General features: G+C 53.5%; 10 protein-coding genes. 2 read left to right on the top strand and 8 right to left on the bottom strand.

Translation table 11 applies throughout. The annotated features are described in order from the left end of the window. Nucleotides 1-213 precede the first annotated feature (213 nt). Complete coding sequence (locus AAGR08_RS14565; RefSeq protein ID WP_345827207.1) at nt 214-3,726, top strand: autotransporter outer membrane beta-barrel domain-containing protein; 3,513 nt, start codon at nt 214-216, stop codon at nt 3,724-3,726. Between the two features lie 127 nt (nt 3,727-3,853). On the opposite strand, the gene AAGR08_RS14570 is transcribed toward AAGR08_RS14565, so the two are convergent. The 8 genes from AAGR08_RS14570 to proB all read right to left on the bottom strand — a co-directional run bounded on the left by AAGR08_RS14570 (nt 3,854) and on the right by proB (nt 11,238). Then, complete coding sequence (locus AAGR08_RS14570) at nt 3,854-5,599, bottom strand: amylovoran biosynthesis protein AmsF (RefSeq protein ID WP_345829925.1); 1,746 nt, start codon at nt 5,597-5,599, stop codon at nt 3,854-3,856. A gap of 202 nt (nt 5,600-5,801) precedes the next feature. Continuing rightward, nucleotides 5,802-6,095, bottom strand: coding sequence for a hypothetical protein (locus AAGR08_RS14575; protein WP_097094804.1), 294 nt, complete (start codon nt 6,093-6,095; stop codon nt 5,802-5,804). Further along, the gene (locus AAGR08_RS14580) at nt 6,092-6,436 is read right to left on the bottom strand and encodes a hypothetical protein (RefSeq protein ID WP_176519195.1); all 345 of its coding nucleotides are present in this window, start codon (nt 6,434-6,436) and stop codon (nt 6,092-6,094) included. The genes AAGR08_RS14575 and AAGR08_RS14580 overlap by 4 nt, the downstream gene beginning before the upstream one ends. A gap of 2 nt (nt 6,437-6,438) precedes the next feature. After that, complete coding sequence (locus tag AAGR08_RS14585; RefSeq protein WP_097094806.1) at nt 6,439-6,906, bottom strand: hypothetical protein; 468 nt, start codon at nt 6,904-6,906, stop codon at nt 6,439-6,441. A gap of 185 nt (nt 6,907-7,091) precedes the next feature. After that, entirely contained in the window at nt 7,092-7,370 is a 279-nt protein-coding gene (locus AAGR08_RS14590; protein ID WP_097094807.1) for a hypothetical protein, read from the bottom strand. Between the two features lie 415 nt (nt 7,371-7,785). Beyond that, nucleotides 7,786-8,517 (bottom strand): S24 family peptidase, encoded by a 732-nt coding sequence (locus AAGR08_RS14595; RefSeq protein ID WP_345827208.1) that lies wholly within the window; start codon nt 8,515-8,517, stop codon nt 7,786-7,788. 353 nt (nt 8,518-8,870) lie between these two features. After that, a complete protein-coding gene (gene proA, locus AAGR08_RS14600; protein ID WP_345827209.1) occupies nt 8,871-10,124 on the bottom strand; it encodes a glutamate-5-semialdehyde dehydrogenase in 1,254 nt (417 codons plus the stop codon). A 10-nt stretch (nt 10,125-10,134) separates the two neighbouring features. Next, complete coding sequence (gene proB / locus AAGR08_RS14605) at nt 10,135-11,238, bottom strand: glutamate 5-kinase (RefSeq protein WP_097094810.1); 1,104 nt, start codon at nt 11,236-11,238, stop codon at nt 10,135-10,137. 246 nt (nt 11,239-11,484) lie between these two features. On the opposite strand from proB, the gene ompC reads away from it, so the two are divergent. Beyond that, nucleotides 11,485-12,576: a porin OmpC gene (gene ompC, locus AAGR08_RS14610; protein WP_097094811.1), complete on the top strand. Its 1,092-nt coding sequence runs from the start codon at nt 11,485-11,487 to the stop codon at nt 12,574-12,576. Nucleotides 12,577-12,632: the final 56 nt, after the last annotated feature.

Genomic DNA, 12,632 nt, shown 5'->3' on the forward strand with positions numbered 1-12,632 from the left:
CACAAACAATAAAATTAAGCGCCCTTTTCACCCATAAGTAATAACTATCGTTAACGGAATAATTCAAGACCAGTCTCAATTATATTTTCTGTGTAATTCAAATATCATCCCTCCCGCAAAGCATCGACTTACCCATATTAATCTCAACCACCAACCAACCCATTCAGCGCACGAAATTATTTTTCGCGCGTAATTTGCTTGCGGGAATAAAAAATGAACAAAAATTATCGCGTCATCTGGAATCATAGCCAGGGTAATTATGTTGTAACCTCAGAACTTGCGCGCGGAAAAGTTAAATCATCCTCCTCAACATCTGTCATTCAGGTTATTCGCCGCGGAGCACTGGGTGCCTTAATTACGGCAGCAGCAGTAGGGCTCTTTATTCAACCCGCATTCGCCGCTCCCGCCTACGGAGAATACGCATCCGGCCAGGGAAACATCCTCAATATTAAAGATAAAGATGTCAATACCACTGGCGCTGATGCCCATGGTTTATTCGTTGAAAAAAACGCCACTGCTAATAGTAACAATGTGAATTTTAATACTTCCGGTAGTGGTGCTTACGCCGTTTATGTTACTGGCGCAGGCTCAAATATTAATGTATCCGGAGGAAGTGTTACCACCACAGGCGCAGCCGGGCATGGGTTAGTTGCGGGTAAAAGCGGTAACCTGACGGCCAGCGATATCACTATCAATAGTTCGGGTAAAGGGGTGTACGCGAACGCAGCAACGATTAAAGCTAAAAATCTGAATGTGAACGCCGCTGGATTTGGCGTACATGGTTTAGGTAAAGGTGCACTCGTGGACATCGCAGACAGCACGGTTAACGTGGCGGGAAATGGTGCCTATGCCGTTGCAGCTGAGACCAGCGGAAAAGTCTCCAGCACTAACGTTGACTACATCACCAGCGGTGAAAAATCATATGGTGGCTGGGTGGGCGGCGGTTCACAGCTGGATATCACTGGCGGTTCGATTACCGCCACCGGTGCGGGAAGTTACGGTATTTATACTAAAGGTAGCGGTATTCTTCATGCCGATGGCGTAACGGTAAACTCCGCACGCTGGGGGGTTTACAGTGAAAACTCGGCTGTAACGCTCAAGAATATGCATATTACTTCAGGCTCTTCAGGTATCTATGCCACGGGAAGCAACGCGATATTCAATATTGAACATACCGATATATTAAGTACGAACAATGGCGCAGAAGCCGTTTCCTTTAAAAAAGGTGCCAGCGGAATATTGAATCATGTCAATGTTGAAACGACCGGTGATAAAGCCTACGCCATTTATGCCAGTGGCCAAGGTTCCACACTGACTATCAGCGATACGCGCGTAACAACCCATGGTGCGGCAAGTTACGGTATTGCTGCACTCGATAACGCACAACTATTTATTAAGGATGTTCAAGTTGCTTCAACGGGTTATGGTCTCTACGCAAATTCGTCAACTGTTGACGTCAGCAATGTAAATATTAATGCGAAGTCATCCGGCATTTACGGAACTGGAAGTGGCACCTCAATTAAAATTGACAATAGTACGATTTCTGGCAGCCAATATGGCGGAGGTGCAGTTTATATTTCAGGCACGGGTACTTCCGCAACGATTAGCAATAGTAAGTTAATATCAGTAGGTGCCAACTCCGGTGCTCTTACTTCACGCTACTCGGGTATCATCGATGCCGATAATGTTGATATTGAAATCGTCCAAGGCGGCAGCGGGGCCTTAGCGACCCATCGGGGAAAATTAGTAATTTCAAATTCAAAAATAACCAGTTCGAGTGGTGGCGTGGCTTTACAGCAGGAGAGCGGTGCATCCCTCACCGCTAATTCTGTGCTGGTGGACATGAATAATAATAACAACCCAGGTTGGGAAACCATTGCAATTTCCACCTCCAGCATTGACTCAGCCAACAAATATCTTCAGTTTAATATTGATAATTCATCCCTGAATATACGTGGCGATAATGCAATTGGCATCAGAACCCGCAAATCTGAAAGCGAAATAAATTTAAATAATACGTCATTGATGGTTGAAAATGGACCCGCCGTGCTTGCCTACAATGCCGCGTTAACCACTATCAACCTGGATAATAGCGTTTTGTCCGGCAGTACATTGCTGGAAGCGGGTAAGCTGGCATCCGGCGAAGATGCGGGTGCCGATGTCTTAGGCATCACGCTGAACGCCAGCAATCATTCTCTGCTGCAGGGCGATATCAATATTGAACGCAGCAAAACGTTAGACAGCACTCTCTCTTTGAACGCCGGTTCGACCTGGCGCGGCGCGGCTCATGACCTGCAAAACCTGACGCTGGGCGACAACAGTAGCTGGAATATTACCGGCGACTCCACGGTTGACAACCTGACAGCAAAAGACAGCATCATCAGTTTTGATCACAGCGACGGAAGCTTTAAAAACCTGACCGTTAACGGCAATTACCACGCTGACAACGCTAGGCTGGTAATGAACCTGGCGCTGGGCGATGACAACTCCGCCACGGACCGCCTGCATATCACTGGCGACAGCAGCGGCACCACCAAAGTTCAGGTGCATAATGCTGGCGGCAAAGGTGATGCCACGCTGCAAGGCATTGAGCTTATCAAGGTTGACGGCAACGCAGCGGGCAAATTTGAACAGGATGGCCGCATTGTTGGCGGCGCGTGGGATTACGATATGGTGCAAGGCGATAACGGCAAATGGCAGCTGACGAGCTGGTCGCCGGTTGATCCCACCACGCCGATTGATCCCACAATACCTGTTGATCCAGGAATCACACCGCCTGAGCATGCACCGCGCGCACGTCCTGAAGTTGGCAGCTATATCGCCAATCTGGCAGCGGCTAACAATCTGTTTACGCTGAGTGCCGCAGATCGGTCCGGTATCACCGAATATCGAGATCCGATGACCGGCAAAGTGGAAAAAACTACGCTGTGGCTGCGCAATAAAGCGTCGCACAATCGCTTTGACGACAGCACCGGCCAGCTGAAGAGCACCACCAATATCGCTATGACACAGCTGGGCGGTGACGTGGCGCAGTGGAGTCTAAACCGCAGTGAACGTTTCAGCCTTGGCGTGATGGCCGGCTACGGTAATGCGAAAAGCCATACCAAATCTACCATCACCGGCTACACCGCCAGGGGCCAGATTAATGGTTACAGCGGTGGTGTTTACGCAAACTGGCAGCAGGACAGCGTGTCAAAAACCGGTGCCTATGCCGACAGCTGGCTGGCTTACAGCACATTCAACAACAGCGTGAAAGGTGACGGTATCGGTCAGGAGAGCTATAAGTCGCACGGCCTCAGCGCATCACTGGAAGGTGGCTATACCTTTGCGTTCGGTGAGCAGCAGCAATATCGCCTGCAGCCAAAAGCACAGGCAGTATGGATGGGTGTGAAACCGGGTGATTACACCGAACAAAACGGGACGCACGTCAGCGCCACCGGCAATAATAATGTGCAAACCCGCGCTGGCGTGCGTGCTGCGATGAAGAGCGCTATCGTTGAGCCCTATGCAGAAGTGAACTGGCAGCACAACACGCAGCGCTACGGTAGCCAGCTAGACGGCGTGAAGATCGAGCAGGCCGGCGCGCGCAATATCGGTGAAGTGAAGCTCGGCATGGAGGCAAAAGTGCTCGACCGCGTGGGTGTCTGGGGCGGCGTGGCACAACAGGTTGGTGGTAAAGGCTTTAGTGAATCTAGCGCCTCTCTGGGCGTCAACGTCAGTTTTTAATCGCGCAATCGGCCTGTCTTAATCAGAGCATCGCTGGAAACAGCGGTGCTTTTTTTATGGCCTGGATTCTTCCCCCCACAAACAAAAAAAGGCGAGGCCAGAGGCCTCGCCAAACAGGTGCTGGACCTCAATCGTAATAGGGAAGCTTACGATCGACACCGTTGATATTGACCAGCACAAAGCCCGTCGGAGCGGTGGCATTGGTTGGTGTACCGGCCGCCGTCGCCACGGTCAGCACCCCTTTCTCATTGGCGCCAATACCCGCCAATCCGTTATGCAGACCGAAGCGCGCCGCCGGTTTAAAGCCGCCCAGCTTGGTGGTATCGGTCACTACCGAGAAGTCCTGCTGGAACAGCGAGCAGGAACCGCTATCGAAACGCGTTGGACCGGTGCATTTCAGGTTCATCATGGTGTCACCGCTGTTGGCGCGCAGCTTTACCCACACCGCCGCATAGGTGGTGCCCACGCGGCTGTAGCGGATATCCAGCACCGCTGGCTGTCCCATGTGATAGACATCGGCCCAGACCGTTTCCAATCGCTGCAGGTTGATCCAGGTTTTCCCGGTCGCCGCCACATTCACCGGCGACCCCGCGGTACCGGTTGGCTGGGTGGCATCCGCCTTACCAATAAACTCCATCACCCACTGCTGGTTGGCGTTGGGGAAGAACAGCTGCCCCAGGCGATACCAGTTATCGGTGTCGGTATTGTTAGTGATTTTGTAGCCGCTGAAATAGCCGGCACGCAGCGATCCGGTGAGGAAGCTGCCGTAGCTTTCATCACGGCGGTAGCCATATTCAAAGGTGGATAACCAGCGTCCGGCGGCGGCATCGGTACTCACTTTAGCGCCCGATTGCAGGTTGAGCTGGCGGATAGTGACGCGCGCGTTGTTGAGGTTGAACGGATTACCGCAGTCCTCAATATTCAGCGTATCAATGGTCCAGCCGCCGTCGGAGAGATCGCCCGGGTTGCGCGTGTGCTCGATCCACACGTTACGCAAAATCCCCTGCGTCACGCGCGGCATGTAGAGCGTGGCATCCGCATAACCGGTCTGGAAGTTACAGTTACAGATCTCAATTGCCGTGGAGTGATCCCAGGCGCCCTTCGGCGAGTTCGACCAGCCAACATCAAACACGCGCCCGTAGGTATACAGGGTGTAAATCTGGTCAAATTTACTGTCCAGCGTATCCAGCAGCTTGATCACCGTACCGCCGTTATTCTGCGCGCGGAAACAGTAGATATTGACGGTGGTGCCTTCGATACAGGTATTCTCGAAGAACGGCTGCACGTTGCTGCACATATCGGCGGTGATGGTGCTTTTGTTGGTAGTGACGTCCGCTGATGCCTGACCGTTCCACGCAATGCCTCGGATCGACGTGCGGCGCGCCTTCACCTTAAATACCGTGTTGGGGCTTTTGTCAGAGATGATGGTCGTACGCGGTAAAGAGCCCAGCTCCACGTCATCGCCTTGTAAACCAAAATAGGCGCGCTCGGTGCCGCTAATGTCAATGGGGTTAATCAAGAACCGACCGCCAGGGAAACGCACCGGTAAGGCAGCAATATTTCCTGAATAATTTTGCGTCCACGCCAGCATCCGATTGAACGCATCGGTATCGTTGGCGTAACCATCACCTTTGGCACCAAAGTGATACACGTTGATATCGGAAGGATCGTTAATCACACGTTTCCAGTAAAACCCGTTCCCCACCGCCAGCGTACCGCCATCATCGGCGGCCGTGGTGCTGCCGATAAAGCCGGTAAAGTCACCGCCGCCGTGGAAGGTGGAGTCGGCGTTGTAGCGACGTAAGAATGCCAGATCGCCGTTTTTGGTCGGTACAGTGGTGCGCAGTTCTGCATAAGAGTTAACTTCGATCATCATAGCCTCCTCGGCTTTTCAGGTAGGTAATGCAAATACGTGAGAGCAGCGTTAGGGGGCCGGTTGGCCGCAGTGCCGATCCCAAAGGTCGTTGTGGTTGTTAATGGCGCGCACGGTGCGAACGTCCATGCGCTCGGCGTCATTGCCGTGGGTATAAATCGGGGAAAAAAGCGTACAGGCAGAGTCGATGACGACGGGGGCTTCAGGGTTGGTGGTATTTCGATTGCTGCAGCTTGTCGCGAGCAGCAGCGTCATCAAGATTAAGATTGCTGGCTTCCACACGTTTGGCCTCCTCGCGCAGCTGTTGCTGCTGCTGATTAACCGCCACCGCCTGTGCCGCCGCTTTGTCGGCGCTTTCCACTGCGGATTGAGATTGTTGCTGCACCTTGCCGATCTTCTTGCCGCCGAAGTAGCTGGCAGCTAGCGCGGCAATCACGCCCGCCAGCGCGGCCAGCCAGTGCCAGCTGCCGCCGAGCAATGTCATTAGAAACGTCATGCTTTTTCCTCCAGCGCCGTTTTCTGTTGGTTAAGGCTCTTCTGACGAATGAACTGAGCAATCACGCCCATCGCCACCATGAAGGCGCCAATCAGCCCAAGGTAGTTATGCGGCAGAATCTCTTTCACGTCTGGCGGCATGTTGTTCCACGCATCAAGCGCCGCGGAGGGGAAAGATTGCACCCATGCGCTCAGCATTGAACCCAGCGACGCCAGCCACACCGACCAGGTTTTAAACAGCAGGCGCGCATGCTTCACGAACTCCAGCGTGGTGAAGCGCTGCATGATCAGCACCACAATGATCACCAGCAGCACAGCAATGATAAAAATCAGTAGTTTCAGGTTCATAGCAACCCCCGATAGATGTCGTAGGTGCCGCTACGCATCACTTCCGCATGCCGCCGCGCGCGTCCTGAGGTCTGGCGCGCCCACAGGCTATCGAGCATGGCGTTGGCAGCAGCGTCAAAGTCACCTTGGGTGATGGACGTCAGCATGCCGCGAAACATCGCCAGCCCATCAATACCGAGTTGATAGCCCATGCTGATCAATACATCGCAGCGCGCTTCGTTGCATTTGGCGAGCGCCTGTTGCACCAGCGCACGCTGATTCATCTGCTGCACCTTGCCCTCGACAATGCACTGCTTCCACACGTCGCCCACGGGCCGTGGCACCTGAAAGATGTAATTGCTGAGCGAGGCACCTTTCGGGCCAATACGAATTCCCCCCGCGACGGTGGGAAACCCCAGGGTGTCAAGGTAAGGCGCTTCGCGGTAACCCTCTTCGAAATTCAGGATGGCAATAATCTGGCTCATAGTCGTTCCTCTTTGACGGGCGCAACGGCCTGAAATGGGCTGCGCAAAACGGCAAACAAACATAAATCACGCTGATCCTTCACCGGCTTGAGCGCGTCATTTGATAAGCGAAACGCTCAAGGATGCTTAAACAGTGAGCAACAAAGAAACGTCCCGTTTAAAACTGGGGAAAAGTGATGAAAGGATTAGCGCACGGCGTACAAATACACATGGGGTAAACAGCAGTTATCAAAGCTGGCTTGTTCCTGCTGAACGCGCGTCGGCGCCAGAACGGCGCAATCTACGCGTGAGTGCGTCTGGCGCTGACAGATGCGTTCAGCGGTACGCAAGGTGATGTTATCGGGTTCGATGCCGAGAGCGCTGTCGATGCTGCGCTTAAGGCGGCTGATGGATTGACGCCGCCGATGGCGGCGCGTGCGTGTATTTCCTGAAAATACTGATTTTCCGTACTGGATAATCGCCATAACTCCTCCTGTGAATGAGTCTTTGGCGATGGGGTGGCAGGCACGGCAACTCGGCTTAAACCGAAGCGTCCGCTGTTCCTCTGAAAAATACTCGACGTCAACTCGCCCGGCAGTATTAACGGCCAGGGTGAAGTAGAGGAGAGTGAAAAACAGAGGGCAACTGACAACGCTGCAAAGTGCGTATCCACCCCATCCCAAAGTTCACTAACTTTGGGTGGTATGCATCGCGCTTGTGCAGCGCCTCAATTGTTTAAGAGCGGGCTCATCCGGGAGCAGGTGTGTCGTCCTTCTATGCTCAAATTATTAACAGGATCTAATACATTGGCAAACACCAATGGTTAATTTTTTATTTACCATCAGTTAAATTTTTGATTTCAGCCACAATATTTTTTTGCCCGTGGCTGAGGTGATGCGATCAGCCCAGGATTTGGTAATCGCGCGCCTGGCTCATGATGACCCGCGCCACCACTTGCAATGTTTTGGCTTCGTCGAGGGTTAAATACCAGGTTTCATAACGCTTGTTATCGGAGATCACCGCCACCTTTTTGTGCTGTAACTGCAGGCGTTTGAGATAGAGTTGATCGTCAAGCGTGAATAAATAAATGCCATCGCCATCAAAGCGATGCACGCTGATATCGACAAACAGCTGATCGCGTGGCGCAAAAGTGCCCGCCATCGAATCGCTGTTGAGCGCAATGAGGCGAATGTTTTCGGCCGGACGGCCATTAAACAACACGCGCGCTTCTTCCAGACCGTATTCAATGGCTTGAATGGTTTCGACCAGTTCATCACGCGTGCTGCTGCTGCGGACGCCATGTTGTCCAATATCCAGACTCTCGACGCGAAATAAATGCTGCGAAGGGGTGAGACTGTGATGCGTGAGTAAGGCAGCCGGTTTTTCCATACCAAATTGCAGCCACTCAACGCGCACGTCTAACAGCTGGCTGAGCGCCAGTAGATTGTTATCGTCAGGAATCGATTGTCCGTTAAACCATTTCCAAACCCCCGGCGTTGAGATCTTGCATCCCCTCTCCTGCAGAGCAAGCGCAACCTGTTTGTTCCGTCCATGTCCGACAATTCCCGCGCTTTCACACGCGGCAATCAGCCTGGCAGTAAACCCTTGTCTGGTACTTTCTTTTTTAACCATCAGTTAATAATCTGCCTTCAGTAAAAGACTGAATGTTATTTTCATTTTTGCTACCAGTTCATTTTATATTACCGTCAGTTTACTACCCAACCGCTTTTATCAATGAGGCTGCATGATCATTATCCCCTTCGGTTATGCCGAAACCAGTGAACAATGCCATATCGCTTGTTCTGACAGGGGTTTTCAGGATTGTTCTGTAGCAGTAAGACCAGTATCTAAAGGAAAAAATGGGTGAAAAGCCGTGACCCCGCCATAGATGACAGAAATAAATCAAAAACCTCTGGAAATAACTGGATCGAAAGCGAAAAAAATGGGCACCGTTTTCGGTGCCCATTGTCATGCAGGAGCGAACATTAGCGACGTAGCGTATCGTCGCCCCAACCAATCCATTTGTAGGTGGTTAGCGCTTCCAGACCCATGGGACCGCGCGCGTGCAGCTTCTGCGTGCTGACTGCCACTTCGGCACCCAGGCCAAACTGGCCGCCGTCGGTGAAACGGGTGCTGGCATTAACGTAGACCGCAGAGGAATCAACCTGGTTGACGAAGCGATTGGCGTTGCTAAGGCTGCGCGTCAGGATGCCGTCGGAGTGCTGCGTACCGTGCTCGCGAATGTGCGCGATGGCGGCATCCATATCGGCCACCAGTTTGACGTTCAGATCGTTCGACAACCATTCGTCGTCGTAGTTTTCCGCTTGCACGGCCACCACGTCAGCGGGGCCGTTTTGCAGCAGCGCCAGCACGTTTTTATCGCCGTGCAGCACGATCTTCTCCTGCGCCATGCGCTGCAGGAATGCCGGGATAAAGCGCTCCGCCCGATCGCGATGAATCAGCAGCGTTTCCAGCGAATTGCAGGCGCTTGGCCGCTGTTTCTTCGCATTGACGATCACCTCCAGCGCCGCCTCGGTCTCCATGGTTTCATCCAGATAGAGATGGCAAACGCCGATGCCGCCGGTGATGACCGGGATGGTCGAATTTTCACGACACAACTTGTGTAAACCTGCGCCGCCGCGTGGGATCAGCATATCGACGTAGCGATCGAGCTTCAGCAGCTGATTAACCAACTCGCGATCGGGATTTTCAATCGCCTGTACCGCACCCGCTGGTAAACCGTGCTGCGTCAGGGCATTTTGAATCACCCGCACCGTGGCCGCATTGGTGCGATACGTCTCTTTACCGCCGCGCAGAATCGCGGCATTGCCGGTTTTCAGGCAAAGGGAGGCGACATCGACGGTGACGTTCGGACGCGCTTCATAGATCACGCCAATAACGCCGAGCGGTACGCGACGACGTTCAATGCGCAGACCGCTATCCAGCTGGCCGCCATCCATCAGCTGCCCCACCGGATCGGCCAGGCGGCAGACCTGGCGGACATCATCCGCGATCCCTTTCAGGCGCTGCGGATTAAGCGTCAAACGATCGAGCAGCGCTTCACTCATGCCGTTTTGCCGCGCATCGGCCAGATCCTGCTGGTTCGCAGCCAGAATCTCGGCGCTGTCGGCTTCAAGGCGATCGGCGATAGTGAGCAGCACCTGATTTTTTTGTTCGGTGGTGAGTTCCGCCAGCTTGTACGACGCTGCACGCGCCGCTTTACCCATTTCATCTAACATCATCCACTCCTTAACTGACGATCATGTCGTCGCGGTGCACCGCTACCGGGCCATATTCGTAACCGAGAATCTCGCCAATTTCCTGGCTGTGATGACCGGCGATCATGCGCATGGCATCGCTGTTGTAGCGCGTCACGCCGTGAGCGATATCCCGTCCTTGCAGGCTGCGAATGCGGATCACTTCACCACGTGAGAAGTTGCCCTGCACCTCACGAATCCCTTTCGGCAGCAGCGAGCTGCCGCGCTCCAGCATCGCCGCCAGTGCCCCATCATCAATGGTGATCTCTCCGGCAGGCGGCGCGCCAAAGATCCAGCGCTTGCGGTTTTCCAGCGGCGATTGCTGCGCGTGGAAGCGCGTGCCCACCGGTTTGCCATACAGCACGTCGCTGATCACGTCTGGACGACTGCCAGCGGCGATGATCACATCAATGCCGGCGCGACAAGCCACGTCCGCCGCCTGCAGCTTGGTGGCCATGCCGCCGGTACCGAGGCCGGAAACGCTGCCGCCCGCCAGCGTGCGTAGCGCGTCGTCGATCTGGTGCACGTCGCTGATAAGCGACGCTTCAGGATTAGTACGCGGATCGGCGGTGAATAGCCCTTGCTGATCGGTGAGCAGCAGCAGTTTGTCGGCGCCGCCCAGCATCGCCGCCAGCGCCGACAGATTGTCGTTGTCGCCGACTTTAATCTCGGCGGTGGCTACCGCATCGTTCTCGTTGATTACCGGCACGATGTGGTTATCGAGCAGCGCACGCAGCATATCGCGCGCGTAGAGGAAGCGTTCGCGATCTTCCATATCGGCGCGCGTCAGCAGCATCTGCCCAATGTGGATACCGTAAATCGAAAACAGCTGTTCCCACAGCTGGATCAAACGGCTCTGCCCCACCGCAGCCAGCAGCTGCTTTGAGGCGATGGTAGGCGGCAGTTCGGGGTAACCAAGGTGTTCGCGTCCAGCGGCAATCGCGCCGGAGGTAACGATAACAATGCGATGGCCCGCCGCGTGCAGTTGTGCACACTGACGAACCAGCTCCACCATGTGCGCCCGATTCAGCCGACGCGAACCGCCGGTGAGGACGCTAGTACCCAACTTGACCACAAGGGTCTGACTGCCACTCATGTTTTTCCTGCCATATAAGAAAAAAATCTGCGAAGGGACGTTTTATCAGGAGTGAGCAAGGAAGCCAACAGCAGCAAGGGGAAAAGCACAAAAATCCGCTGACAATGCGCTAGACCAAAAGTTCGCAATTAACAAGAAATCCGAAAAACTGTCATAAAACGTTCATCGCCACCCGGTAAAAAGTCCCGTGTTTTACAAAACCTTTCACGGGTACAACAAATTTTACTCATTGGGATTGATAGCAAAATGAAGAAAAGCACACTGGCATTAGTCGTTTCAGCGCTGGCGCTGGCTTCCACCGCAAACGCCGCAGAAGTTTATAACAAAGATGGTAATAAACTCGACTTCTACGGCCGCGTTAAAGCTGAACATTACTTCAGCGATAATGCGAGCCAGGACGGCGACAAATCTTACGTTCGTATCGGTTTCAAAGGTCAGACGCAGATCAATGACCTGATGACCGGTTATGGCCAGTGGGAATATCAGTACAACGTCAATAACTCTGAAGGTTCTGACGCGAACGCCGGCAACAAAACCCGTCTGGGCTTTGCCGGTCTGAAATTCGGTCAATACGGTTCATTCGATTACGGTCGTAACTACGGCGTGCTCTACGACGTAGAGGCATGGACGGACGTATTCCCAGAGTTTGGTGGTGACGGTACAGCGCGTACCGATAACTTCATGACCGCGCGTGCTACCGGCGTGGCCACGTACCGCAACAGCAACTTCTTCGGTCTGGTTGATGGCCTGCGCTTCGCGCTGCAATATCAGGGCAAAAACGATGCGACCAGCGCCAACGCCCGTGGCAGCATCACCGATACCTCTCGCCAGAACGGTGACGGTTACGGTGCATCACTGGGCTACACCATTGGTGATACCGGCGTCAGCCTGATGTCGGCTATCACCTCTTCCGATCGTACCATTCAGCAGCAGCAACAGGCGCTGGGGCATGGCGATAAAGCTGATTCCTGGGGCGCGGGCATTAAGTATGATGCCAACAGCATCTACCTGGCCTCTATCTACACCGAAACCCGCAATATGACGCCAATCGGTACACGTGGCTTTGCTAACAAAGCGCAAAACTTCGAAGTGGTGGCGCAGTATCAGTTTGACTTCGGCCTGCGTCCGTCCCTTGGCTATATCCAGACCAAAGGTAAAGACATCGAAGGTATCGGTGATGAAGATCTGGTTAAATATATCGACGTGGGCATGACTTACTACTTCAACAAAAACATGTCGACCTTTGTTGATTACAAAATCAACCAGCTGGATGATAACAACAAGCTGAACCTGAACAACGATGACATCGTAGCCGTGGGTCTGACTTACCAATTCTGATTGCGTATTACCCTTGCTGTGTCGATAAAAAAAGAGCCGGCTCATCACCGGCTCTT

Origin of the sequence: Pantoea sp. BRR-3P (assembly GCF_039621635.1) — a bacterium.
Lineage (GTDB): Bacteria > Pseudomonadota > Gammaproteobacteria > Enterobacterales > Enterobacteriaceae > Pantoea > Pantoea floridensis.